The sequence below is a fragment of the Aeromonas sp. 601027 genome, from assembly GCF_049174455.1.
Taxonomy (GTDB): domain Bacteria; phylum Pseudomonadota; class Gammaproteobacteria; order Enterobacterales; family Aeromonadaceae; genus Aeromonas; species Aeromonas veronii_A.
The window spans coordinates 124,770-148,727 of the sequence record NZ_JAAKTN010000016.1 but is presented as its reverse complement, the minus strand read 5'-3'; the positions used below and the strand labels follow the sequence as shown (position 1 = coordinate 148,727).

Below are 23,958 nucleotides of genomic sequence, written 5' to 3'. Positions count from 1 at the left end.
AAAATTGTTTTTGATGCTCGATGCTGTGAGTGCCCACACAGATTGCTTGATTCAAATTGTTAAAGAGCGTCACGCTTATCGCGCTGAGGAGGCGCATCTTACGCTCCTCACTTCGAAAGTCAAGCGGTTGTTTTCGCTTTTCTTTCTGCGCTGACTTCACGAGGAAGCTGGCTCATCAGTCCGGCGTGTTCCGCCGTGCTGGTAGGGGCGCATTATAGGGAGCCGCGCAGCGATGACAAGGGCTTTTTGCAAAAATGCGTTCGCTTGCTGAAAAAGCGAACTGAACGCCCCAAAACAGCCCCTTGGCACCTCTTTTACGCCGCTTTTTTGCTCAATTCTTCGCTTTGCGCCTGGATATAGTTGACCCAGCTGGTCGCTCGCTGCTGCCAGTTATCCTGCTGCTGCAGTTCACGGGCCAGCTCCAGCGCCTGGGCATACTGCTCTTTATTGAGGTGCGCCTGCACCAACAGCGCCTTGGCCCTGTTGCCTTGCTCTCCCTTCACCGACTTGATGGCCGCGAGCTGGGTCATGGCCGCATCCGTTCTACCTTGTTGCAACAACAGTTCGGCGGCGCGCATGGCCGCCTTGGGGTGAGCATGTTCCCGGGCAAGCAGTTGCCAGCTGTCGACGGCCTTCGGCCACTCGCGCGCCCCTTCCCACAATTGGGCCAGCAGTTGGCGGTTCTCGGCGTTCGGCTTCATCTGCCCCTTGACCATGGCAGACTCCAGAAGACGGGCACCGCGATAGGGCAGTCCCTGCCAGGCATAAAGACGGATCAGCTGGTTGCGGGCAGCGGCATCGTCCATCAGTTGACGGTCGATGGCGGTTTGCAGCAGTGCCAGCGCCTGATCGCCGCGCTTGGCGGAGAGGTTGAGCGACACAGCCTGCTGCCACCACTTGCTCTCTTTCGGCTCGTAGCTGATCAGCTCTTCGGCCTGATCGGCCGCCACACCGTAGCGCTGCAGTGCGGTAAGGGCGGAGAGACGAATGATAGCGGCCTGCTTCTGCCAGCTCTTCTTCAACAGTTGTTCACTCTGACTGGCCGCCTCACCGTACTGCTTGTTGTGGTAATAGAGGCCGGCCAGACGCAGGCGCAAGGCATCGTCAGCCTGGATGGCCAAAGCCGCCTTGTAGCTGGCGATGGCACCGGACCAGTTGGATTGCTGGGCCTGGATGTCGCCGCGCAGACGCAACAACTGAAGTTGTTGCTGCTCTGGCCACTCCTTATAGGCCAGGGCCTGCTCCACGTAGCGACTCGCCTGCGCGGTCTGCTGCAAGTTGGCGGCCAGGGATGCCTGCAACTGCGCCAGCCAGGCACGCTCAGCCTCGGAACTGGGTTTGAGCACAGCAGCCTTGCTCTGTGCCTGTTGCCACTGGCCGGACTGATAGAGCTTCATCACGGGCTCCAGCTGGCGGGAGAAATGAGGGCTCACCTCCATCGCCAGACAGGCTTGGCTGACCAGGGCCAGCACACAGATCCAGATCCGCAACATAGTTATGACTCCAGTTTGAATTTGAGCGTGATGACTTGCACCAGCTTGTCGGTGGCGCCCGGTCTCGGCTGATAGCGCCACTTGTTGATCGCCTGAATGGCCGCCCGCTCGAACTGACGCTTGGGCTTGGCCTCGACCACTTCCACATCCTGCACGCCACCTTCGGCATTCACGCTAAAGCGCAGGGTGACGAATCCTTCGATCCCTGACTGCTGGGCACGATAGGGGTAGACCGGCTCGATCCGTTGCAGCGGCATCAGCATGTCACCTGCGCCGATACCCGCTCCCTGCTGCTGGCCGTGGTAGTTGCCACTCAATACCGGTGCGGTACTGGTCGCCACTCCGGGGGCATAGACCTGCACCGCGCTGAGGCTTGAAACCAGATCCAGACTCGGCTCAACGGCCGCCAAGGGGGCCGCGGCAGGCATCGGCAGCGGTGTCGAGGCCAATGCCGCGGGAGGCTCTGGCAGAGGCTCGGGCTCCTGCGGCACTGGACGCTCGCGTACCTGCACCTCGGTCACCTCGTTCTGCATATTGATGACGATGGGCTTCTGTTCGCTCGCCACCTTCTCGCCCCGGAGCGGTTCAACCAGCGTGGCCATAAACAGCAGGATGCCCAGACTGAGGGCAATCCCCAGCCCCAGGCTCATCAGCTTGTATTTCATTTCGGCGCCACCGCCACGGCGATATTGGCGATACCCGCCGCCTTGGCCTCATCCATCACCCGCACCACCTTGCCATGGGGTACCCGCTCGTCGGCCTGGATCACCAGGCTGGCATCGGGCTGCTCCGCCAGCAGACGGGCGATGGTGGCCTGTACCCGCTCCACATCGATCTGCTTGCGGTCGAGGAAGATCTGACCCTGAGCCCCGATCGCCAGCATGATGCTGGAGGATTTCTGCGCCTTGGCCTGACTGGCCTGGGGTCTGTGCACCTCGAGCCCGGCTTCGCGCACGAAGGAGGTGGTGACAATAAAGAAGATCAGCATGATGAACACGATATCCAGCATGGGAGTCATGTCGATCTGCACTTCGTCACGCTGGCGTTTGGATTGCCGTCTCATTGCATTACCTTCTCTTCTCGCAGGCCGTCCCGGGTCTTGGCCAGCGCACGCTTGGCCTGACTCTCGAGCCGACTGAGTAACAACACGCCGGAGAGCGCCACCACCATGCCCGCCATGGTGGGGATAGTGGCGCGGGAGATCCCGCCCGCCATGCTCTCCGGGTTAAAGCGGTTGGCCGCAGCCAACGCATCGAATACGCCGATCATGCCGGTCACTGTGCCCAGCAACCCCAGCATGGGACAGAGCACCACCAGGGTGCGGATGAAGATCAGATGACGGTTCAGTTCCAGCTCTGCCTGCGCCAGCCAGCGGCTGCGGATCGCCCGGGCGTGCCAACTGTGGCGCTCGCTGCGGGCCTGCCAGCGGCCGAGCAGCTGTTGCTGCAAGGGGCCAAAACCCAGATTGAGGTAGAGCAGCCGCTCGATCATCAAAATCCACATCAGCACTAGCAGGGCCAGAATGACCCAGAGCACAGGGCCGCCACGGCCCATGAAACTCTGCAGCTGTTGCCAGATGTCGAGCATCATGCTGCTCGCTCCATCCCGCCATTATTGCTCTCGGCGCGCTCAGCCAGAATGCCGGCTACTTGCTGCTCCAGCACATTGGAGAGCTCGGTGAAGCGCGATTGCAGCAGGCTGTGGGCCAGGATCAGCGGAATGGCCGCAACCAGACCCTGTACCGTGGTGACCAGCGCCATGGAGATGCCGCCCGCCATGATCTTGGGATCGCCGGTACCAAACTGGGTGATGGCCTGGAAGGTGCCGATCATCCCGGTTACGGTACCGAGCAGACCCAGCATGGGGGCGATGGCCGCGATTACCTTGACCATGCCGATACCGCGCTCCATACGAGGAGTCTCCTGCAGGATCGCCTCATCAAGACGCAGCTCGAGGGTCTCCATGCTCAGCTCGGGGTGTTTGTCTGCTACCGTCAGCACCCGGCCGAGGGCGTTGTCGGCGTGATACTCGCCGCTCTTGAGCTGGCGGCGCACCAGAGTAAGTTCGCGGGAGAGACTCCACAGCCGTACCGCAGCAATTCCCAAACCGATAGCGGCCAGCAGCACGATAATGGCGCCGACCTGACCACCTTGCTGTACCTGCTGCCAGAAGGTGGGTGCCTGTGCCAGCATCGCCAGCAGAGTGCCATGAGAAGGATCCAGCGGCAGCGCTTCCCCTTCCTGACCCTGATAAGCCGCAACGGCAGAGAGCACACTACCGGGCAGACCCAGTACCGGGCTCAAGCCTTCGGCGGTCGGTTGCAGGAAGCCTTCGCTCCCCAGCAGGGCAAAACTGCCAACCCGGGTCAGCGACTGCTCGCTGGCAGCCCCCTGGGCATCGAGCACCTTGCCGTTGAACTGGGCAATCCGGCCAGATTCGCGGATCTCCTGCAGCAGCGTGGCGGGCAGCAGGGCGAGAGCGGCACGATCCGGCACCTGTTTATCCTGTGCCATGGCTTTCAGCGGGGCGAGACGCTCCGGGTACTGGCCCTCGACGGCGGATTCGCTCAGCAGCTTGACCGCATCGCTGGCGCCCTGACGGGTGACCGCGAAGATCTCGTTCATGTCGCCGGAGGCTTGCTCCCACTGGGCGTTAAGCTCGACCAGCTGCTTCTCGTTGCTGGCGAACTTGCCAGCCAGCTCCTTGCTCAGGCGCTGGGCCTCGGCCAGTCTGGCACGGGCAGTGCCGAGCTCCTTGGCAACGGTCGCCAGATCTTGCTGAGCCTGCTGTTCACGAGCCTGTTCCTGCTGCTGCCACTCATCGGCGACAGCGGCGTTGGTACCGCAGAAGAGGGCAATAAGGAGGGGGAACCACTTCATGGTGACTCTCATGATTGGGCCTCCTGACTGCGGCTGACAGAGAGGGGGACATTGAGCAACTGGGGAACTTTCTTGTCGGCGGCCACATCCATTGCCTCGGCGATAGGGGAGAGCCACTGGCTATCGAGGGCTTGCCACTGCTTCGCCTCGGCAGACCAGCGCCATGCCTGACTGCGATCGGCCGTCATTGCCAGCAGGGAGACCCGACCCAGCGCCAGCACACCGACCCGACGAGGAGCACCATCCAGCTCCAGCTCGGCGGAATAGCTGTCCATCCGGCTGCCGTACTCGGCTTCGATCTGATAGGCCTGCAGCAGCTGACGGAATTTCTCTGCCTCGCTAACGTCTGCGCGGGCCAGGGTCGCTTTCAACTGTTCAACCCGCGCCAAACGATCTTCCTTGCGCAGCGGGATGTCGTTTTGCACCAGCAGTTCCAGATCTGCCTGCATCTGCAACATCAGCGGGATCAAGCCCTGACGGGTCTCTTGCACCGCTTCCAGCTGCTGACTCAATTTACCCAGCTCATTTTGCTGATCGGCCACCAGAGATTGCATGTAGCGGTTGTAGGCTTCGAGGTCGCGCAGTTGCAGCTGGGCATTTTGCAGCTCCAGTCGTGCGGCAACGGCGGCATCGGCGGCTTTTTCCACCCGCTGCTGGGAGGCTTTCCCGGCAGCTATGCTGTTCTTGAGGGCGGGAGCAACCAGCTCATCCCCGATGGCAGCAAAGTGGACTGACAGTGGCAGCAGGGCCACACCCCATAATTTGTTCATTGAAATACATCTTACTAATGATAACTATTATCATTATCTCAAATGCGGGGCGGACTGGCAACGAGAGGATTTTCTTGGCCTTTATGCACAAAAACAGGATAATTTTTAGACACGCACGGAATAAGTGGCGCCAATAGCCACCGCACAAATATAAATAACGAGAAAAAATCTTTTCGATCAGTGTGATAGAGATCGAAAAAGGAGAAAGTCATGCTCAACGATGCGATCTGGGAACATATCGACAAGTTCACCAAGGCAACAAAAACCAGCGATATCCAGCAACAACTGGAACGCTTCAGTCATCAAATGGGCTTTGATTACTTCCGGCTGTTGATTATTTTCCCCATCAGCATGCAGAAATCCCACGTGGCACTGTTCAACAACTGTCCGACCAGCTGGTTTGACGCCTACAGCGAAAACCAGTATCTGACCCAGGATCCGGTGGTCTATCTGGGGCTGAAACAGACCCAGCCTATCTTCTGGAACAAACTCGACTGCGACTCGCCCTGGCTACCCAGCGCCAGCCGCGACGTGATGAACCTGGCTGCCGATTTCGGGGTGCGCAACGGCGTATCCTTCCCGCTCCACACCCCGCAGGGGGAGCACGGTATCCTCTCATTCATCACCAAGGAGAAGTCCAACTCTGATCTGATGTTTGAAAACGTTCCCTTGCTGTCATTCTGCGCCAGCTACATCTTCAACTCCGCGCTGCAACTGATCAAAAGCCGGCCTGACCTGATGAAGTACCTGACCGAACTGTCGGATCGGGAGAAGGAGTGCCTGTTCTGGGCAAGCGAGGGCAAGACCTCCTGGGAGATCGCCACCATCCTCGGCATCAGTGAGCGGACGGTCAACTTTCACCTGACCCAGGTGACCAACAAGACCGACTCGAAGAACCGCAGTCAAGCCATCGCCAAAGGGATCACCAGCGGCATCATTGTGCCCTCCCTCGACGAGGTCACCATCACCAACCTGCGGCTGTCGTAACCCCTCAGCCGAAACAAAAAGAGCCGCAATTGCGGCTCTTTATCATTTAAGAAAGTGACTTACTCGACGGTCACCGATTTTGCCAGGTTGCGCGGCTGGTCGACGTCGGTGCCCTTGATCAGGGCAACGTGATAGGAGAGCAGCTGCAGCGGCACGGTATAGACAATGGGGGCGATCACCTCTTCCACATGGTTGAGGTTCATGACCCGCATGGTCTCGTCGCTCTTGAAGCCGGTATCGGCATCGGCGAACACGTAGAGGATACCGCCACGGGCGCGCACCTCTTCCACGTTGGACTTGAGCTTCTCCAGCAGATCGTTGTTCGGCGCCACCACAATAATGGGCATTTCGGCATCGATCAGCGCCAGCGGGCCGTGCTTCAGTTCGCCAGCGGCGTAAGCTTCGGCGTGGATGTAGGAGATCTCTTTGAGCTTGAGCGCCCCCTCCATGGCGATGGGGTACTGGCTGCCACGGCCGAGGAACAGGCTGTGCTGCTTGTCGGCAAACTCTTCGGCCAGGGTTTCGATATCCTTGGCCAGTGCCAGGCTCTCTTTAATACGCAGCGGCAGGGCTTGCAGCGCCTTGACCAGTTCGGCTTCGGCGGCGGCGCTCAGGTGGCCACGGCAGTGACCGACCGAGGCCACCAACATCAGCAGGCCAGCCAGCTGGGTGGTAAACGCCTTGGTGGAGGCCACGCCGATTTCGGCACCGGCGCGGGTCATGAAAGCCAGATCCGATTCACGCACCAGCGAGGAGCCCGGCACGTTGCAGATAGCCAGCGAGCTCATGTAGCCGGATTCCTTGGCCAGACGCAGCGCCGCCAGGGTATCGGCAGTCTCGCCACTCTGGGAGAGGGTCACCAGCAGGCTGTTGGGGCGCACTACCGATTTGCGATAGCGGAACTCGGAGGCAATCTCCACATCGCAGGAGACGCCGGCGATCTCTTCGAACCAGTAGCGAGCCACCATGCCGGAGTGATAGGAGGTGCCGCAGGCAACGATCTGCACGTGCTCCACCTTGTCAAAGATGGCGCGCGCGCCGTTGCCGAACGATTCGACCACCACGTGATCGCTGCCCAGACGCCCTTCCAGGGTGTTGGTGATCGCTTTGGGTTGCTCGTGGATCTCCTTGAGCATGTAGTGACGGTATTCACCCTTGTCACCGGCATCGTGGGAGAGTTCGGACTCCTGCTCTTCACGCACCACAGCGTTGCCGTTGGTATCGAAGATATGCACGTCACGGCGGGTCACTTCGGCCACATCACCCTCTTCCAGGAAGATGAAACGACGGGTCACCGGCAGCAGCGCCATCTGGTCGGAGGCGATAAAGTTCTCGCCGATACCGCGGCCGATCACCAGCGGTGAACCGGAGCGGGCAACCACCACGCGGCTGTCGTCGCGGCTGTCCATCACCACGGTACCGTAGGCACCGCGCAGCTGCTTCACCGCAGTCTGCATGGCGGCCAGCAGGCTGCCGGCGCTCTTCAGCTCGTGATGGACCAGATGGGCAATCACTTCGGTGTCAGTGTCGGAGCTGAACACATAGCCCAGCGCCTTCAACTCTTCCCGCAGCTCTTCGTGGTTCTCGATGATGCCGTTGTGCACCACCACGATATGCTCGGAGACGTGGGGGTGGGCGTTGCGTTCGGAGGGCTCGCCGTGAGTGGCCCAGCGGGTATGGGCGATGCCGGTACCGCCGTGGACGGACTGCTCGTCAAGCGCCTTGGCCAGCTCGGCCACCTTGCCCAGACGGCGAACCCGCTGCAGCGGCTGGTTGGCGCTGAACACGGCCACACCGGCTGAGTCATAACCGCGGTACTCCAGACGGCGCAGGCCCTCTACCAGAATTTCAGCCACATCACGTTGGGCAACAGCCCCGACGATGCCACACATACACTTCTCCTTGAGATACAAATCGTAAAGTCAGTTGGATGGTTCAGAGCTCGATGTCAGCAAGTGACCGGGGCGCAGATAAGCGTCACCCCCTGGGCTTGAATCTGTTCTCTGGCCTCGCTGGCCAGCCCCTCGTCGGTCACCAGGGTATGGATGCTCGACCAGGGAAGTTCGAGATTGGGGATCTTGCGGCCGATCTTTTCCGATTCGACCATCACAATGACCTCCCGCGACACCTCGGCCATGACCCGCGACAGGCCCACCAGCTCGTTGAAGGTGGTGGTGCCACGCTCCGGGTCGATGCCGTCGGCACCGATAAAGAGCTGGTCGAAGTCGTAGGAGCGCAGCACCTGTTCCGCCACCTGCCCCTGGAAGGATTCGGAGTGAGGGTCCCAAGTGCCACCGGTCATTAACAGGGTAGGCTCATTTTCCAGCTCGCGCAGGGCACCGGCCACATTGAGGGAGTTGGTCATCACGATGAGGCCGCGCTTGTTGCCCAGCATGGGGATCATGGCGCTGGTGGTGCTGCCGCTGTCGATGATGACGCGGTTGTGATCACGCAGCCGCTCGGCCGCCGCACGGGCAATGGCTAACTTTCGGTTCGAAACTTGTTCAGGGTTGACCTCGACCACCATCTCGCTCGGCAAGGGGACGGCGCCACCGTAACGGCGCAGCAGCAGACCACCGGTCTCCAGTACCGCCAGATCTTTACGGATAGTCACTTCGGAGGTAGAAAAGTGTTTGGCAAGGGCGTCGACGCTCACTTCACCCTGCTCTTGTACCAGGGTCACTATGGTGTGTCGGCGTTGTTGAGTATTACGTTTGGTCATTTTTAAGTTTCGATTCGAAAGAACATCGAAATATTAGCCCCTTTTTCGGAAAAATAAAACAGCAAATAGGATCCGATTTGGTTCGATGCCAGAATGGGGTGCCAATTTGCGACGAGGATGCCATGCAAAAGAGAGTCATCTGGCTGGTGGAGGATGAGGCCAGCATCGCCGACACCCTGATTTACGCCCTGCAGACCGACGGGTTCGAGGTGGAGTGGTTCATGCTGGGCCAACAGTTGCTGACACGACTGGAACAGACGCGACCCGACTTCCTGATCCTCGATGTGGGGCTACCCGACATCAGCGGCTTCGAACTCTGCAAGCAGGTGAGGGCGCTGAACGATATTCCCCTGATGTTCCTCACCGCCCGCAGCGAGGAGATAGACCGACTGATCGGGCTGGAGATAGGTGCCGACGACTATGTGGCCAAACCCTTCTCGCCACGGGAAGTGTGTGCCCGGGTGCGGGTCATCCTGCGCCGCAGCCAGCCCGTTGCCCCCCAGCCCAGCGCCCTGCTGGTACTGGATGAGGAGCGGGCCCGCATTCATTTTCGCGGCCAGCCGCTGGCCCTCACCCGCTACGAATATCTGCTGCTCAAGACCCTGATGCTGGCGCCGGGGCGGGTCTACTCCCGCCAGCAGCTGATGGATCTGGTGTGGCAGGATGCGGAGGAGAGTCTGGATCGCACCGTCGATACCCACATCAAGACCATCCGCGCCAAGCTGCGCGAACATGATCCAGAAGCCAACCTGATCCTCACCCACCGCGGGCTGGGCTACAGCCTAGAGCTGGCATGAGACTCGGGTTGCAACTGCTGTGCGGCCTGCTGCTGATCTTCGCGCTGGCCGCCTGGTTCGTGCTGGAGATCTTCGTCGAGGAGATAAAACCCGGGGTGCGCAGCGCCACCGAGGATACTCTGGTAGACATGACCCAGCTGCTGGCGCCGCTCGCGCTCGATGATCTGAAAGAGGGCAATATGATGAACGGGCGGTTGGCCAGCGCCTTCGCCCGCCTCAACCAGAATCCCATCAATGCGATGATCGATGGCCACCTCAAGCAGCAGGCGGAGTACCGCATCTATGTCACTGACCAGAAGGGTATGGTGATTTACGACTCCGACGGCACGGATCTGGGCAAGGATTATTCCCGCTGGAACGATGTCTACCGCACTCTGCGTGGCCAGTATGGCGCCCGCAGCACCCGCACCGATCCCGACGATGCCGCCAGCTCGACCATGTATGTGGCGGCGCCGCTGCGGGAAGGGGCCGAGATCATCGGCTCCCTCACCGTCGCCAAACCCAACCGCACCCTGATGCCTGCCATCGAGCGGGGGGAACAGGAGCTGCTGCGGGCCGGCGGCCAGATGCTGCTCATCTCGCTGCTGATCGGCAGCCTGCTGGTGTGGTGGCTCAACCGCGCCATCGGCAAGCTGGTGCACTACGCCGACTCGGTCAGCAAGGGGGAGGCGGCACCGCTGCCGCAGTTGCACACCGTCGAGCTGGATCGGCTCGGCCGCTCGCTGGAGACCATGCGCCACCAGCTCGATGGCAAAAGCTATATCGAAGCCTATGTTCACAGCCTGACCCACGAGCTGAAGAGCCCGCTGGCCGCCATTCGCGGGGCAGGGGAGATTTTGGCCGAAACGCCGCCCCCCGAAGTTGCCAAACGCTTTATCGGCAACATCAATCTGGAAACCGCGCGCATGCAGCAGTTGATCGAGCGAATGCTGCAACTGGCGCGGCTGGAGTCGGGGCAGGGGCTGGATCGCCAGTCGGTGGAACCGGCAAAACTGGGCAAGCGCACCCTCGACGCCCGCCAGATCATCGCCCAGCGCCGTCAGGTCGAGTTGGTGGCCGAGCTGGCCAGCGCGCCGAAACAGAAGTGGGATCCGCTGCTGGTGGAGCAGGCCATCGGCAACCTGCTGGATAACGCTATCGACTTCTCTCCCGCCAACGGGCAGGTCACCCTGAGCGGCAGCCAGCAGGAGGAGGGCTACTGTTTTCGGGTTACCGACTGCGGCCCCGGCATTCCCGACTACGCATTGCCGCGCATCTTCGAGCGCTTCTACTCCCTGCCACGACCGGACAAGGGCAAGAGCAGTGGTCTGGGGCTCAGCTTCACCCATGAGGTAGCCCACCAGCATGGCGGCCGTCTGACCCTGAGCAACCGGCCGGAAGGAGGCGCGCTGGCGGAACTCTGGCTGCCATTCGCCTAGTCCCCCTGCAACTTCACATTCCCCACACAAAACGGCATTAGACTGCCGCTTTCTCTCATCCATTTGCTCAAGGAAATGCTATGTCCCGCCTGCTTCTCTCCAGCCTGCTGGCTGCCGGTCTGCTCGCAGCCCTGCCTGCCTCCGCCGCCAGCGGCTGCTTTCTCTATGCTGACGGCAACGGCCAGACCCTCTCCAGCGAAGGGGACTGCTCCAGCCAGCTGCCGCCCGCGTCCACCTTCAAGATCCCGCTGGCGCTGATGGGTTACGACAGTGGCTATCTGGTTGATGAAGAGCATCCGGCACTGCCTTACAAACCGAGCTATGACGGCTGGCTGCCCGCCTGGCGCGAAACCACCACCCCGCGCCGCTGGGAAACCTACTCGGTGGTCTGGTTCTCCCAGCAGATCACCGAATGGCTGGGGATGGAGCGCTTCCAGCAATACGTCGACCGCTTCGACTACGGCAACCGGGATCTCTCCGGCAATCCGGGCAAGCATGACGGTCTGACCCAAGCCTGGCTCAGCTCCAGCCTCGCCATCAGTCCGGAGGAGCAGGCTCGCTTCCTCGGCAAGATGGTGAGCGGCAAGCTGCCGGTCTCGGCGCAAACCCTGCAATACACCGCCAATATCCTCAAGGTGAGCGAGATCGAGGGCTGGCAGATCCACGGCAAGACCGGCATGGGCTACCCGAAGAAGCTGGATGGCAGCCTAAACCGCGATCAGCAGATCGGCTGGTTCGTCGGCTGGGCCAGCAAACCGGGCAAGCAGCTGATCTTCGTCCATACCGTGGTGCAAAAGCCTGGCAAGCAGTTCGCCTCCCTCAAGGCGAAAGAAGAGGTGCTGGCCGCATTGCCCGGGAAGCTGAAGACCCTGTAATTCCTCCAGAAACCGGCGCAATGCCGGTTTTTTTATCCCCCTTCACCACCACTTCACACAAGCCCATCCCCCCTTCACGTCCGGCCGGCAGACTCACTCCATCCAACAAGGAGACGTGTCATGGTCAAACAGATATTCACCCACAAGATCTTTCTGCTGCTGTTGCTCAGCCTGCTGCTGATGGTACCGGTGCAATCCATCATGGAGCTGAACCGGGAGCGTCAGGCTTACCGCAGTCAGGCCATTCACAGCATCATGGCCAGCAGCAGCGGCCCGCAGCGACTGATGGGGCCCATTATCGTACAGCCCTATACCCGTTCGGTGACGGTCGAGCAGGAGGGCAAGCGCTTCGTCCGTCAGGAGCAGATCTACCGCTACCTGCTGCCGGAACAGCTGGACGTGCAGGCCATCATGGAGGTGACCCCGCGCAAGCTCGGCATCTATCAGGCGCAGGTCTATCAGACCCGGCTCTCCCTCTCCGGCCGTTTGCCGACAGCAGCTCAACTACAAGAGAGCGCGCCGCTCGCCGGGGATGATGAGCTGGTGGCAGGCAAACCCTACCTGAGTCTGGTACTCTCCGATGCCCGCGGTATCAACAGCGTCCCCGAACTGCAACTCGGCACACAGCGGATCCCGTTTGCCCCCGGCGCCCGCCTCGGTGATGCGCTCGCGGGTATCCATGCCCCGATCGACAGCCTGCCGCAGCAGGATGGCACCTTCCATCTGGAGCTCAATCTACAGGGGATGAACGCCCTCGACATAGTCCCGCTGGGCAAGGAGAGCACCCTGCAGCTGGCGGGCAACTGGCCCCACCCCAACTTTATCGGCGACTTTCTGCCGGGCAGTCGCACCCTGAGCCCACAAGGGTTTGAGGCCAACTGGCAAACCAGCTGGTTCGCCAGCGACATGGAGACCCGCTTCAACCGGATGATGAACGGGGGCGATAGCAATCTCTCCACCTTCAGCGTCAGTCTGGTGCAGCCGGTGGATCACTATCAGCTCAACGAACGGGCGGCCAAATATGCCCTGCTCTTCATCGGCCTCACCTTTATCAGCTTCTTTATGTTCGAGTTGCTCAAGGGGCTGAGGGTTCACCCGATCCAGTACGCGCTGGTAGGCATGGGGCTGGCTATCTTCTATCTGGTGCTGCTGGCCCTGACCGAGCACCTCGGCTTTGGCTGGGCCTATCTGGTAGCCGCGCTGGCCAGCGTGCTGCTCAACGGCTTCTACCTCAGTCATGTGCTGAGTGGCCCGAAGCAGGGGATCGGCTTCGCAGCGCTGCTCGGGCTGGTCTATGCCATCCTCTACAGCCTGCTGCAAGCCGAAGAGATCGCCCTGCTGCTCGGCGCCCTGCTGCTGTTCGCCACCCTGGCGCTGATCATGATGCTGACCCGCAAGCTCGACTGGTATCAGGTGATGGGGCAACAGAGTGTCGAGTCCCGCCCAGCCGGACATGACAATGACGACTGAGGGCACAACCTCCGTCAATCTCTGACCTAGACAACAAAGGCTTCAGTCGGTTCTTCTCGAAAAAAGCGGAACCGGCTGGGCCTTTGTCCGCCAATTTCCTAGCATGCAACCATGTTCCACAGGCGGACGATCACATGAAAATGCATCCGGGCAGGATCCTGCTCTATTCCGGCTTGCTATGGGCTCAGGGAGCTCTGGCCGGTACCCTCACCATTCATCCCGAACCGGTCGAAGACCTCTTGCACAATCCCGGCGTCGGTATCGAAGAGTTTCACAACAGCTGGGGTCATCCCCTCTCTCTGGCTGAACATCCGGTCAGCACGGTCGACTACTTCCGCTTCTACTGGAGCGAGCTGGAGCCACGGGAGGGCGAATACAACTTTGCTCTGATCGACAGGGCCATCGATCAGGCACAGCACGCCACCCCGAAACAGTCGATTGCCCTCAGGGTCATGACCCTTGATGAGCCCTTCTCGGGCAGCAAGATCCCGGAGTGGCTCATCAACAAGGGGATTCGGGGAGAGTGGGTGAACAACCACCAGACCTTTGTGCCCGACTACAGCGACCCGCAGTTCCTCGCCCGAGCCACCCGGCTGTTTCAGGCGTTGGGCGCCCATTACGATGGCAACCCGGCGCTGAGTCATGTCGACATCGGCATGATAGGTTCATGGGGGGAGTGGCACATGAGCAACTTCCCCGGTCCGACGCTGGAACAGCGCTACAGCAGCGAGCAGCTCAAACCCTATGTTGACCTGCAGATGGCCGCTTTTCCGCGAACCCCCAAGCTGATGCTCATCAACAACCTGCCCATGTTTGAGTATGCCGTGGGCAAGGGAGCTGGCTGGCGGGCAGACTGCCTCGGCGACTGGCACCACTTCTCCCAAAGCTGGAGCCACATGCGCAACGCCTACCCGGAACGACTGGCGAGCGCCCGCGCCGATGTGGCGAACTTCGATTCCAGCTGGCAGCGGGCGCCGGTCAGTTTCGAGGTGTGCGGCAAGCTGAGCGAGTGGCCAGGCCAGCAGCAGTACACCATGGAGGAGGTCAAGGCCACCTTTGACTGGGCGCTGGCCCAACACGCCTCCACCATCAATCTCAAGTCGGATCCGGTTCCGCCCCAATATCGACCCATCGTCGACAATGCCCTGCGCAAGATGGGCTATCGCATCGTGCTGGACCAGCTGACCCTAAAGGGAACCATGAAGCCGGGGGCTACCCTTGCCCTCAACGGCGACTGGCACAACGACGGGGTAGCGCCGGCCTATCGCAACTGGCCGCTCACCTACCGGCTGGTCAACGACGAAGGGCAGGTCGGCGCCATGCTGGTGACCCGCAACGACATGACCCGCTGGATCCCGGGCAGCAAGGCTACCACTCGCGACAGCCTGACCCTGCCGGGCCGGATGGCACGCGGTCACTACTATCTCGAGCTGGCCTTCATCGGTCAGGACAAGCAGCCCGCTCTGCAGCTCGGCATTGCCGGTCTGGAAGAGAGTGGCTGGTATCGTCTGGCCGAGATAGACATCCAGTAACGCAAAAGGGCTCCCGCAGGAGCCCTCTTTCATTACATCAGCACGCTCTTTTTAAACAGATCCCACACCCCGAACGAGAAGTGCTTGAAGATGTCGATGCCAAGGGCTGACTTCACCAGATAGAGCAGCAGCACCATGCCGCAGATCCCCAGCAGCAACAGCAGGGTGGTCAGCAGCACCTTGAGGTGAAAGCGAAAGCCGCTCTCCCGCCCGCGGTGACGGCGATCCCGTCCCATCAGCACCACCAGATAGCAGCGCCAGCGACCGATGCCGAAGGCGCTGTTGACGTTGATGGTGTGCGACTTGCCATCACTCATCAGCCGCAGCGCCTGCTCTATACCGTCGCGCTGGGTTTCACTCAGGCTCCCGGCCACCTCGGGGGAGAGAGCACGGTAGAAGCGGTCTATCGCCCCCTGCGTTTTCTGCGGTAATTGGTTCATTGCTTCTCTCCTTGCGGCTGGCCCACGGCCTTGCGGTAGACCGCCATGGTCTGGCCGGCGATCCGCTGCCAATCATACCGCTGCAGATAATCGCTGTAATCGACCTTGCCGCGAGTCAGCTGGGCGTTGAGTCGCTCTGCCAGCGCACTAACATCGCCGACCGGGAAATAGCACTCCTGTTGCAGCGCCACCGCCAGATTGGCGGGAATGTCGCTCACCACCACTGGCAGGGAGAAGGAGAGTGCCTCCAGCAGGGCGATCGGCAACCCCTCGTGATAGGAGGGCATGGCAAACAAGGCGGCTTGTGAAAAGACGCTGATCAGCGCCTCGCCATTGAGGAAACCGGTGCGGATCACCCCCGGTGTTTCATCCGCTATCCGCTGCAAGCGCTCGCTGTAGGGGGTAGGGTGATCCGTATCCCCCACCAGTACCAGCGGCAGCTCGGTATCGAGCTGGCGGTAGGCGGCGATGAGATCGTGCAGCCCCTTCTCTTCGACGAAGCGGCCCACCGCCACCAGATAGCTGCCAGCGGTCAGTCCGAAACGGGCCAGCGTCAGTTCCCTCTTGTCCGCTGCCGGCAACCCGACCCGTTTCACCCCGTTGTAGATGAGGTGGGCGTCCTGGCGATCGTACTGGCGGCGGATCGCCTCGTTGATCACTTCGGAGATAACGATCACCTCGCTGGCATAACGTACCGCCCAGCGCTCGCCAAGACGCAACACCCACTTGGCCAGCGCCCCCCACTTCTGGCGGTCATAATCGGGGCCGTGATGAGTAAAGACCACCCTCTTGCCAAGCAACCTCAGCAGCGGCACCACCAGCCCCGGGCCGATGGCATGGACATGCACCAGATCGCAGGCATGACGGCGGCAGTAAAAAGCCGCGAGCAGAGAGTGGAGGATTGCCTCCAGCGACTTCTTTTTGGGGGTGGGCAACGCCTTGAGAGCCACCCCTTCAAACTCGCCGCTTCGGTAATTCACATAGGGGGCGCGAGCCAGCACGGTCGCGGCCACTTCGAACTGGCGGTGCAGCTCCGGATAGAGGGACTGACAATGGGTTTCGACACCGCCCAGTACATGGGGGATCCCCCGGGTACCGAGCACGGTCACACTAATCTGCTTCATGATCTTCTCGAATGATTCTGGCGGGATTGCCCGCAACAACGGCGCGAGCCGGGACGGAACGAGTAACGACGGCACCGGCACCGACACAGGTATGATCACCAATGGCGATGGCCCCGATGACGATAGCGCCGGTGCCGAACTCGACCCCGTCCCCCACTGTGGGCGAGAGGAGCTGGCCGCTTTGGCGATCAGGCTTGTTGCCCAGGGTACAGTTGTGGCGCAGGGTGCAGTCACGCCCCATCTGCACGCCGTCACCGATGACGATATTCTGCGGGTGATAGAGGCGCAGACCCCAACCCAGCCGGGCTCTTGGCGAGATATCGAGGCCGCACAACAGCTTGAATCCCTTGAGCAGCAGCAAGCCGGGCAACGCCAGAAAGCGGCCTCCCTGATAACGGGTCTGTGCCAGCCGGTAACTGAACAGGAACAGGCGCGCCGTCTTGCTCGGATTGAGTGCCAGTTCGGCTTTCAACTCGTGCCAGAAACTCATCTCCGTTTCTCCTCCAGCAACGACTGGTAGAGCGCCAGCAGAGCTTGCTGGTGGCTGGCGAGGGAGTAGTTGTCGATCAGTCGCTGACGGGCCGAACGCCCCATGGCCGCTGTCTGCTCCGGCTCGGCCACCAGCCTGTCCATGCAGCGGGCCAGCTCGTCGGCATTGCCCGCCTCGAACAGCAGGCCATCGAGACCGTCGCGGATCTGCTCCGGAATCCCGCCAATTCGAGCCCCGATCACCGGTTTGCCGTAGGCCATCGCCTCCAGTACCGACATGGAGCAGTTCTCGTACCACTCGGACGGCACCACCACGGCCTTGGCGTGGCGTAGCAGATCGAGCAACGCTTCCCCCTGCTTGAACCCCAGCAGTTCGGCATTGGGATAATGCTGCCCGAGGTGTGCCAGCAGCGGGCCACCGCCCACAATTTTGAGGCCCGCCGGCCGCGTCATGCGCTGATGGGCACGGGCAAGCGTCTCGACCCCTTTCTCGGCCATCAGGCGGCCGAGGAACAGAAAGTACCCCCGATCCTCTCCGCTTTCGCGGCTCGACTCGACATCTATGCCATTGAGGATCACCTCGATGCGGGAAGCGGGCAGCCGGGTACGAAGCATCCCGGCCATGAAGGCGCTCGGCGCCACCAATGCATCGACCTGCTCATAGTTGCGGCGCCACTGTTGCCAGGCCGCCTCGGCAGAGAGCAGCAGGCTCTTGCCCCACGACCCCTCCTGCCACTGATGGCGAAACAGCTTGAGCCAGGAACCCTCGATCCGGGTCAGATCGAACGGCTCGCCATCGACCAGCATGCTGTAGTTGGGACAGGCCACCTTGTAGTCATGCGCCGTCAGCACTGTCTTGCAGCCCAGGGATTTGGCCACCCGGATGATCGCCGGGGTGAGCTGGTGGTAGATGTTGTGAAAGTGAACGATATCGGGCCGCTCGGCACGGATAAGCTCCGCCAGCCGATCACAGGCCTCCTGATTGTGGATGAAGCGAGCGGCAATCTTCAGCCGATCGAAGAGCCCGTGCCGCTGGTGATAATCGACGTTGGCCGGAAAGTAGCCGCTCTGGGGCGAGGGGAGGTTATCCGGATGCTGCATGGCAAAGTCGATCACCTGATGACCCGCCTGACGCACCATCTCCCGTTCCTGAAAAAGGACGGTCTCGGCACCTCCCTTCATGAAAAAGAACTTGTTGGCAAAGAGCACCTTCACGGCAATGACTCCTGGATCAGACGATGGGCGGGCGCCTCGCGCGGGGAGCGCTGGGGCAACAGCAGGCCGCGTACCAAGCCAGCTGCATAGATGGAGAGGTTCATGACACTGCGCAGGGCATCTTGCAGGGAGCGGTTTTTCAACCACTTGAGAGCGATGAAGCCACCCAGCGGTGCCAGCGCCAGCAGCGGCAACCAGAACGGCAGCCCGGCTGCGAAAAGCAGTACGCAGAACAGGAGTGCCAGCAGGTAGAGCCCGAACAGCAGCTCGGAGCGGATCACCGACAACACCTCGCGAAAATAGGGCTGCCCCCACGCCGAGCGCACCAGCTCGCCGCTGGCAAACAGATACCCCATGCGCCAGCGGTAACGGATCAGGGCAAGGGAGTCCATGGTGTGGGAGGTGTGAAAGAAGAAGGGGACATCGAGCCGCTCCAGCCGATAGCCCGCCTGACGCAACCGGATACCCAGCTCCGCCTCTTCGTAACCATGCAGGTTGCGATTGGTGAGATAGCCGATCTGCTCGATGGCGCTGCGTCGAAACAGACCGCCACCACACAGCCAGCGCGACTCGCCCAGCGGATAGATCTGGTTGATGCGCTGCTTGCGCGACTTGAACTCATAGCTGTGGGCATCATCCATCTCGGCCCGCCCGGCCACGCCACCGCACTCGGGATGGGAGTGCATGTGCGCAATAGCGGCTGGCACAAACTCCGGCTCCAGCTTCATGTCGCCATCGAGCAGCAGCAGGAATTCCCCTTCACTGAAGAGGTAGCCAAGCTGTGGCCCCACACCACAACAGCGATCGGCCGGGTTGGTCAGGCTGACGACAGTCACTCCCAGCTGGCAGGCGATCGCCTGGGTGCGGTCGGTCGAGAGACTGTCCGCCACGATAATCTGGTGGGAGTAGTCGGCCAGAGCGCTCCTGATGCTGGCTATTGTATCGGCAATCCCTGCCTCCTCGTTGTAGGTCTTGATGATGGCGGAGATAAGGGGGGATGGAGTCATGACACCTCACAGGAACGGGTGGCCTGCCGAACCGAAGAACGGATCACCAGGGCGGCACCCAGCACGAAATAGAAGAGGAACTGCTGCACCGGGATCAGCATCAGCAGCTGGCTGTAAGGCAAGCTCAGCAGGCAGGCGATCCCGAACGCGATGAAAGCGGGTTGGTAGCTGAGCAGACGCACATCTGCCGCGCTCAGCAGCTGGCGATCCAGCAACGGGCGGGGACGGCAGCACCAGAGCAGCAGAACGATCAGCGCGATGAAGATCAGGGTGCCCATCAGCCCCACCTCCCACAGCAACACGCTGAGGGAGGTGGAGTCGAGCAGCACGTTGAACATGGGGTTGAGAAAACCGGGCAGGGTGCTGCCATGGTTGGTGGTGTTGAGGCCATAACCAAACAGCAGATTGCTGAGACCGTGGTGATCACCGTTGCTGGCCCAGAAAAAGAGAGTCGTCACCCGCCCCAGCTCGCCGGTTTCCGGGTTGATGTGGTTGGGATCGAAGATATAGCCGAGGGAGTCGATAAACAGCGCAATGGCCCCCTGTTGCCCGGCCCCCTCGAACGCGGATGAGTAGGAGGCAGCCAGCACAAGAACGGCCACGGCCACCAGTGCAGTCATCGCCAGCGCAATCAGCAACAGACGCTTGAGGTCATAGCTCTTCATCCCCCTGACATAGCTTGGCGAGAGCCAGACCCAGGCCAGCAGCAAGGGGGACAACAGGATGACGAACTTCACCTCGGCCAGCACGCAAATGGCAAAGGCGGCAAGAATGTGAAAAGCGACCGAACGACGCGAAATGAGGCCGTGGCGAAACTCGGAGAGCTTGATCAGCATAACCAGCAGGCAGAAGAAGCCGAGTGCACCGGTATTGCCGCCACCCATGGGATCCCCCCCGAAAGTACCGACCACCGAGTCCCACTTCTCAAACTCGCCGCGCATTGCCACCCGCTTCGGCACCACCACCAGCACCTGAAACAGCACCACCGGGATCTGCAGGTAGAAGACCCACTCCACCAGCTTCATGATGCGGTAAATCTGTGACTCGCGGCAAAAGCCGAGCAACAGGCAGGGAAGCAGCAGAGAGAGCGCCAGCTCGTTCTTGAAACCGATGATAGTCACCATGCCCCCCTGCTGAAGCAGGGTGCCCAGCAGCGCCAGCACCAGCAAGCCACAGTAGAGCAGCAGCAGCACCTTCTCCTGATAGTCGAGCCGCAACGGGCTGTAACGCGTCTGCAGCGGCAGCAACATCAAGGTGGCAATCGCCAGCAGGAAGGGCAGCCAGAGGAAGGCCGTAATACCGGTGACGTACTGGGCCAGGCCGCAGATCACCAGCGACAGCAGCAGATTGGCCTGCATGATGAGGGCACTGTTCACGAGGGCAGCTCCATCCGCCCCTGCAACTCGGCAGCCCGGCGGTTGACCCGCAAAAAGACGAAGCCGTAGCGCACCGCAGTCAGCAGAGAGAAGGCCAGCACGCAGAGCTCGTACTCCTGCTGCAACCAGGGCAACAGCACGAAGGCAATCACTACGACCAGCAGCTGCTCAAGCTGGATCTGCAAAAAGTAGCGGGGCGAGCCGAACACCAGCTCGATTACGGTCAGCGGGCAGATGGCCACCGCAGTAAAGACATAGGGCAACATGTAGCGGGAGGTATCGATGGAGGCGATCCACTCCGCATTGAAGAACCACTTCATCACCAGCGGATAGCAGATGAGGATCCCGAGGGTGGCCGCACTGCCCATCGCCAGCAGCAGCCGCTTCACCTTGCGAAACTCCTCCCCGTTGAAACGGCGCTGGCGAAAATCCTCCGACCATCGCGAGAAGATGGAGTGGCGGATGGCGTTGCCGACAATCACCACGGGTGCCAGACAGAAGCGGTTGACCACGGCAAAGTAGCCCGCCACCAGAGGGGAAAACCAGAAGTTGATCAGCACGGTCGGCAGATTGGCCGTCACCATCGCCAGCACTTCGGCACTGCCGACACCAGCCAGATGCGCTTTATGGCGGGAGAAGAAGTGCAGCAGGTGGCGCGGGGCAGCCTCCCTCAGCATGGCACTGTGCCAGGTAAAGGCAGACCACAACCAGCCCCCGATCACCACCAGCAGCAGACAGGCCCATAACTGATAGAAGTGCGCCATGTCAGGGGCCAACAGCAGACAGAGCAGCACCACGGCGGAGGCCGAGATACGCTGCAGACCAAGCCGCTGGTAGTGGCCGGCCCGCAGGGCCAGATTCTCGGCGATGAGGATCAGCCCGTGGGTCACGGTCAGCAGGTAGAGCGGCCAGAGCGACAGCGAGAAAAAGCAGACCACCACCAGCACATAGGGGATGGGGAGCAGCCAGACCTGCAACAGGGAAAAGATCAGGTTGCCGGGCAGCTCGGTCTCCTCCAGCTTGGGCAACAGCAGTTGCGAGGCAAAGGTGGCAAGCTGGGCACCGATCAGCACCAGACTGTAGCTGAGGGCATAGAGCCCGACCGCAGCCATGTCGAACTTGTGCGACAGTGACCAGACCGAGAACGCCCCGATCAGCTGGGATAGCACGGAAGCACCCCCTATGGTGGTGATGCTGCGTAGCAGTTTCATAGCGCGCCCCGGGTGGGTGCACCACAGAATCTCAGGTTCTCCGCCCCTTCCAGATCGCGCTCGGCGACCTGGGTCAGCACTGTCCCCAACACCGCCACTCTGGCATCCCGCAGCTGTGCCAGCACGCTCAGCACCCGACTGGCCGGCAGCTGGCCGGACTGGATCACATGAATGGCACCATCCAGCGGCTGCCCCAGCAGCAGGGCATCCTTGCCGACCTCCAGCGCAGGGGTGTCCACTATGATGCGGTCAAACTGCCCGGCCAGAGTTGCCAGCAGTTCGCTCCAGCGTGGCGAGCCAAGCAGTGCCAGCGGGGAGGAGACCGGCTGGCCAGCCGGCAGCAGGGTCAATCCCTCTTTTGGCACCAGACAGGCAGCCAAATCGGCTTCGCCTGCGAGCAGCTCGGCCAACCCCGGTCTGGCTGCCTGCCCCAGCAACTGGCGACCGAGGGAGCCCCGGCGCAGATCCCCATCCACCAGCAGCACTCGCTCATGACGGGCAAAGCTGGCGGCACAGAGAGCCGCCAGCGTCGACTTGCCCTCACCAGCACGGGTCGAGGTGATCATGATGCGCTGCAGCTGACCCGGCTCCAGCCGCATGATGGCGTAGAGGTCATCGGCACTGGCACCTACTCTGGGATTGACCGCCCCCACCCGCAGCAGAGCACTCTGATCCTGCAGGGCCGCCAGCCGCGGGATTTCACCAAGCACCCGACCACCGAGCTGGGAGACCAGCTGGCTCAGACGATCCAGGGTATTGCGCAGCGCTCCGGCAGTGATGACTACCAGCACGGCAACCATGCCCGCCATGATCACCACCATCAGCAGAAACAGCATCTTGTTTGGTTTGGCAGGCAGCAAGGGCACCGATGCCGCGTCGTAGAGGATGGCATTCGACTCGTGCAGCTGAGCGTTCAGGCGGGTCTCTTCCTGACGGCGGAACAGCTCGTTATAGAGCTGACGGGTCTTGTCGATATTGTTCTTCAGGTTGTTGTACTCATCCTTCTTGACTGCCAGCGAGGAGAACTCCCGCTTCTTCTCGTCAAGCTGGGCAAGGTACTCCTGCTCCTTGCGCTGGCTACTCAGGTAGCGATCCTCGATACCGTCGGCAATCTCCCGCATCAGCTGGTTTGACTGGGTATTGAGCGCCTTGATGCGTGCTTCGGCCTGCAGAATACGGTCATGCTTGGGGCCATAACGCTTGGCCAGCTCGGAGAGCTCCTGCTGGGCCTTGATGAGGGCGATGCGCAGATCCTGCATCTGGGGGTGGTTGGAGACCTCAGGCAGGGAAGCCAGCGCCGCCGGATTGCGGCCGTACTCCTGAATGGACTGGAATTCGGCCTGCGCCGCCAGCCGCCGCTCGCGGGCATCCGCGTACTTGTTGGTGATGATGCCGAGCTCTTCGGTTTGCAGACCATCTACGCCGCGAAACGTCAGCAGATCATTGCGGGCAAGGAAATCGCCGAGCTGCTTCTCCTGCTTCTCCAGACTGGCCTTTATCTCCACCAGCCGACTCTGGTTCCAGTGCGATGCCGTGGTGTTGGCATCGACCCGCTCCTCCACATTGAGATCGATGTAAGTCTGGGCCACCTCATTGGCGACGCTGGCGGCCAGCTCGGGAGAGCGGGATTCGAACCCTATGCTGACCAGCTGGGTATCGCGCACCGGCGAGACGGTCAGGTGTCTGGCCAGATACTCCAGCGCATGCTGGTGGCGTGAGGAGGCATCCTCCTGATGTCCGGCACTCCAGAGCCCCTTGATGCGGCTCAGCCAGCTGTCCGGATTGGGCTGCCCGTTGAATTCCGGCAACTCGGCCAAGCCCAGATGAGTAACCACCTTCTCGGCCACCCGGCGTGACTTGAGCAGCTCGAACTGGGTGTTGTAGTACTCGCGGCGGCTGGTATCGACCCGATAGACGGGCTCGATAGGGGAAGCGCTGTTGGCATCTGCCTTCAGCAGCAGGGTCGCACTGGATTGATAGTAGGGCGGCATGCTGAGGATAAAGGGGGCTGCCGCCAGGGTCACCACGGCGGCAAACAATACCACCTTCCACCAGTTTGCCTTGAGCACCCGCCAGGGGCCGCTGAAATCGAGGCGGCTCTCTAGCGCACGGCCATTTTCAACCAACAATGAAGTCATGAAGAGCGTCCTGGA

At 61.3% G+C, this 23,958-nt stretch carries 22 protein-coding genes; 6 read left to right on the top strand and 16 right to left on the bottom strand.

Going from position 1 to position 23,958, the window contains the following annotated elements:
* Positions 1-314: 314 nt before the first annotated feature.
* From G5193_RS18860 to G5193_RS18835, 6 genes are read right to left on the bottom strand one after another with little or no spacing between them, the layout of a single operon-like run.
* Positions 315-1,493: a hypothetical protein gene (locus tag G5193_RS18860; RefSeq protein ID WP_421206844.1), complete on the bottom strand. Its 1,179-nt coding sequence runs from the start codon at positions 1,491-1,493 to the stop codon at positions 315-317.
* Positions 1,494-1,495: 2 nt separating this feature from the next.
* Positions 1,496-2,158, bottom strand: coding sequence for a TonB family protein (locus tag G5193_RS18855; RefSeq protein ID WP_421206842.1), 663 nt, complete (start codon positions 2,156-2,158; stop codon positions 1,496-1,498).
* Positions 2,155-2,556, bottom strand: a complete 402-nt coding sequence (locus G5193_RS18850) for an ExbD/TolR family protein (RefSeq protein WP_005339369.1) — start codon at positions 2,554-2,556, stop codon at positions 2,155-2,157. Before G5193_RS18850 ends, G5193_RS18855 begins: the two co-directional genes overlap by 4 nt.
* Positions 2,553-3,083, bottom strand: a complete 531-nt coding sequence (locus G5193_RS18845) for a MotA/TolQ/ExbB proton channel family protein (RefSeq protein ID WP_005339367.1) — start codon at positions 3,081-3,083, stop codon at positions 2,553-2,555. Before G5193_RS18845 ends, G5193_RS18850 begins: the two co-directional genes overlap by 4 nt.
* The gene (locus G5193_RS18840) at positions 3,080-4,384 is read right to left on the bottom strand and encodes a MotA/TolQ/ExbB proton channel family protein (protein ID WP_257691535.1); all 1,305 of its coding nucleotides are present in this window, start codon (positions 4,382-4,384) and stop codon (positions 3,080-3,082) included. The genes G5193_RS18845 and G5193_RS18840 overlap by 4 nt, the downstream gene beginning before the upstream one ends.
* Positions 4,381-5,142, bottom strand: coding sequence for a DUF3450 domain-containing protein (locus G5193_RS18835; protein ID WP_421206839.1), 762 nt, complete (start codon positions 5,140-5,142; stop codon positions 4,381-4,383). Before G5193_RS18835 ends, G5193_RS18840 begins: the two co-directional genes overlap by 4 nt.
* 210 nt (positions 5,143-5,352) lie before the next feature.
* Between G5193_RS18835 and G5193_RS18830 the strand changes: the two genes are divergently transcribed.
* Positions 5,353-6,129, top strand: a complete 777-nt coding sequence (locus G5193_RS18830; RefSeq protein WP_216952456.1) for a helix-turn-helix transcriptional regulator — start codon at positions 5,353-5,355, stop codon at positions 6,127-6,129.
* A 59-nt stretch (positions 6,130-6,188) separates the two neighbouring features.
* Here G5193_RS18830 and glmS read toward each other — a convergent pair whose 3' ends face one another.
* Positions 6,189-8,021: a glutamine--fructose-6-phosphate transaminase (isomerizing) gene (gene glmS / locus G5193_RS18825; protein ID WP_005355853.1), complete on the bottom strand. Its 1,833-nt coding sequence runs from the start codon at positions 8,019-8,021 to the stop codon at positions 6,189-6,191.
* 56 nt (positions 8,022-8,077) lie between these two features.
* Entirely contained in the window at positions 8,078-8,851 is a 774-nt protein-coding gene (locus G5193_RS18820) for a DeoR/GlpR family DNA-binding transcription regulator (RefSeq protein ID WP_005355851.1), read from the bottom strand.
* 122 nt (positions 8,852-8,973) lie between these two features.
* Between G5193_RS18820 and blrA the strand changes: the two genes are divergently transcribed.
* From blrA to G5193_RS18795, 5 genes are all read left to right on the top strand, one after another.
* Complete coding sequence (gene blrA / locus G5193_RS18815) at positions 8,974-9,648, top strand: beta-lactam response regulator transcription factor BlrA (RefSeq protein ID WP_421206837.1); 675 nt, start codon at positions 8,974-8,976, stop codon at positions 9,646-9,648.
* A complete protein-coding gene (blrB, locus tag G5193_RS18810; protein WP_227341672.1) occupies positions 9,645-11,066 on the top strand; it encodes a beta-lactam sensor histidine kinase BlrB in 1,422 nt (473 codons plus the stop codon). Before blrA ends, blrB begins: the two co-directional genes overlap by 4 nt.
* 80 nt (positions 11,067-11,146) lie before the next feature.
* Positions 11,147-11,941: an OXA-12 family class D beta-lactamase gene (gene blaOXA, locus G5193_RS18805; RefSeq protein WP_227341673.1), complete on the top strand. Its 795-nt coding sequence runs from the start codon at positions 11,147-11,149 to the stop codon at positions 11,939-11,941.
* A gap of 120 nt (positions 11,942-12,061) precedes the next feature.
* Positions 12,062-13,411, top strand: coding sequence for a cell envelope integrity protein CreD (gene creD / locus G5193_RS18800; protein WP_227341674.1), 1,350 nt, complete (start codon positions 12,062-12,064; stop codon positions 13,409-13,411).
* Between the two features lie 134 nt (positions 13,412-13,545).
* On the top strand, positions 13,546-14,943 hold the full coding sequence (locus G5193_RS18795) for a DUF4832 domain-containing protein (RefSeq protein ID WP_216960056.1): 1,398 nt from the start codon (positions 13,546-13,548) through the stop codon (positions 14,941-14,943).
* A 32-nt stretch (positions 14,944-14,975) separates the two neighbouring features.
* Here the strand turns inward: G5193_RS18795 and G5193_RS18790 are convergent, their stop codons facing one another.
* The 8 genes from G5193_RS18790 to G5193_RS18755 are packed head-to-tail and all read right to left on the bottom strand — an operon-like array spanning position 14,976 to position 23,943.
* A complete protein-coding gene (locus G5193_RS18790; RefSeq protein ID WP_421206834.1) occupies positions 14,976-15,383 on the bottom strand; it encodes a hypothetical protein in 408 nt (135 codons plus the stop codon).
* Positions 15,380-16,507: a glycosyltransferase family 4 protein gene (locus tag G5193_RS18785; protein WP_227341676.1), complete on the bottom strand. Its 1,128-nt coding sequence runs from the start codon at positions 16,505-16,507 to the stop codon at positions 15,380-15,382. Before G5193_RS18785 ends, G5193_RS18790 begins: the two co-directional genes overlap by 4 nt.
* The gene (locus G5193_RS18780) at positions 16,494-16,997 is read right to left on the bottom strand and encodes a serine acetyltransferase (protein WP_100652112.1); all 504 of its coding nucleotides are present in this window, start codon (positions 16,995-16,997) and stop codon (positions 16,494-16,496) included. Before G5193_RS18780 ends, G5193_RS18785 begins: the two co-directional genes overlap by 14 nt.
* A complete protein-coding gene (locus tag G5193_RS18775; protein WP_150390036.1) occupies positions 16,994-18,211 on the bottom strand; it encodes a glycosyltransferase family 4 protein in 1,218 nt (405 codons plus the stop codon). The genes G5193_RS18780 and G5193_RS18775 overlap by 4 nt, the downstream gene beginning before the upstream one ends.
* Positions 18,208-19,218, bottom strand: coding sequence for a glycosyltransferase family 2 protein (locus G5193_RS18770; RefSeq protein ID WP_421206831.1), 1,011 nt, complete (start codon positions 19,216-19,218; stop codon positions 18,208-18,210). Before G5193_RS18770 ends, G5193_RS18775 begins: the two co-directional genes overlap by 4 nt.
* Positions 19,215-20,594: a capsular biosynthesis protein gene (locus G5193_RS18765; RefSeq protein WP_421206829.1), complete on the bottom strand. Its 1,380-nt coding sequence runs from the start codon at positions 20,592-20,594 to the stop codon at positions 19,215-19,217. The genes G5193_RS18770 and G5193_RS18765 overlap by 4 nt, the downstream gene beginning before the upstream one ends.
* Positions 20,591-21,805 (bottom strand): lipopolysaccharide biosynthesis protein, encoded by a 1,215-nt coding sequence (locus tag G5193_RS18760; protein WP_421206827.1) that lies wholly within the window; start codon positions 21,803-21,805, stop codon positions 20,591-20,593. The genes G5193_RS18765 and G5193_RS18760 overlap by 4 nt, the downstream gene beginning before the upstream one ends.
* Positions 21,802-23,943, bottom strand: coding sequence for a GumC family protein (locus G5193_RS18755; RefSeq protein ID WP_421206825.1), 2,142 nt, complete (start codon positions 23,941-23,943; stop codon positions 21,802-21,804). Before G5193_RS18755 ends, G5193_RS18760 begins: the two co-directional genes overlap by 4 nt.
* Between the last annotated feature and the right edge of the window lie 15 nt (positions 23,944-23,958).

What these genes read in the sequence shown, in the direction of transcription:
- G5193_RS18820 (WP_005355851.1), bottom strand. Translation starts at nt 8,851, where the DNA reads ATGACCAAACGTAATACTCAACAACGCCGACACACCATAGTGACCCTG.
- blrB (WP_227341672.1), top strand. Translation starts at nt 9,645, where the DNA reads ATGAGACTCGGGTTGCAACTGCTGTGCGGCCTGCTGCTGATCTTCGCG.
- G5193_RS18780 (WP_100652112.1), bottom strand. Translation starts at nt 16,997, where the DNA reads ATGAGTTTCTGGCACGAGTTGAAAGCCGAACTGGCACTCAATCCGAGC.
- G5193_RS18850 (WP_005339369.1), bottom strand. Translation starts at nt 2,556, where the DNA reads ATGAGACGGCAATCCAAACGCCAGCGTGACGAAGTGCAGATCGACATG.
- glmS (WP_005355853.1), bottom strand. Translation starts at nt 8,021, where the DNA reads ATGTGTGGCATCGTCGGGGCTGTTGCCCAACGTGATGTGGCTGAAATT.
- G5193_RS18855 (WP_421206842.1), bottom strand. Translation starts at nt 2,158, where the DNA reads ATGAAATACAAGCTGATGAGCCTGGGGCTGGGGATTGCCCTCAGTCTG.
- creD (WP_227341674.1), top strand. Translation starts at nt 12,062, where the DNA reads ATGGTCAAACAGATATTCACCCACAAGATCTTTCTGCTGCTGTTGCTC.
- G5193_RS18795 (WP_216960056.1), top strand. Translation starts at nt 13,546, where the DNA reads ATGAAAATGCATCCGGGCAGGATCCTGCTCTATTCCGGCTTGCTATGG.
- G5193_RS18845 (WP_005339367.1), bottom strand. Translation starts at nt 3,083, where the DNA reads ATGATGCTCGACATCTGGCAACAGCTGCAGAGTTTCATGGGCCGTGGC.
- blrA (WP_421206837.1), top strand. Translation starts at nt 8,974, where the DNA reads ATGCAAAAGAGAGTCATCTGGCTGGTGGAGGATGAGGCCAGCATCGCC.
- G5193_RS18860 (WP_421206844.1), bottom strand. Translation starts at nt 1,493, where the DNA reads ATGTTGCGGATCTGGATCTGTGTGCTGGCCCTGGTCAGCCAAGCCTGT.
- G5193_RS18760 (WP_421206827.1), bottom strand. Translation starts at nt 21,805, where the DNA reads ATGAAACTGCTACGCAGCATCACCACCATAGGGGGTGCTTCCGTGCTA.
- G5193_RS18770 (WP_421206831.1), bottom strand. Translation starts at nt 19,218, where the DNA reads ATGACTCCATCCCCCCTTATCTCCGCCATCATCAAGACCTACAACGAG.
- G5193_RS18840 (WP_257691535.1), bottom strand. Translation starts at nt 4,384, where the DNA reads ATGAGAGTCACCATGAAGTGGTTCCCCCTCCTTATTGCCCTCTTCTGC.
- G5193_RS18830 (WP_216952456.1), top strand. Translation starts at nt 5,353, where the DNA reads ATGCTCAACGATGCGATCTGGGAACATATCGACAAGTTCACCAAGGCA.
- G5193_RS18790 (WP_421206834.1), bottom strand. Translation starts at nt 15,383, where the DNA reads ATGAACCAATTACCGCAGAAAACGCAGGGGGCGATAGACCGCTTCTAC.
- blaOXA (WP_227341673.1), top strand. Translation starts at nt 11,147, where the DNA reads ATGTCCCGCCTGCTTCTCTCCAGCCTGCTGGCTGCCGGTCTGCTCGCA.
- G5193_RS18755 (WP_421206825.1), bottom strand. Translation starts at nt 23,943, where the DNA reads ATGACTTCATTGTTGGTTGAAAATGGCCGTGCGCTAGAGAGCCGCCTC.
- G5193_RS18835 (WP_421206839.1), bottom strand. Translation starts at nt 5,142, where the DNA reads ATGAACAAATTATGGGGTGTGGCCCTGCTGCCACTGTCAGTCCACTTT.
- G5193_RS18785 (WP_227341676.1), bottom strand. Translation starts at nt 16,507, where the DNA reads ATGAAGCAGATTAGTGTGACCGTGCTCGGTACCCGGGGGATCCCCCAT.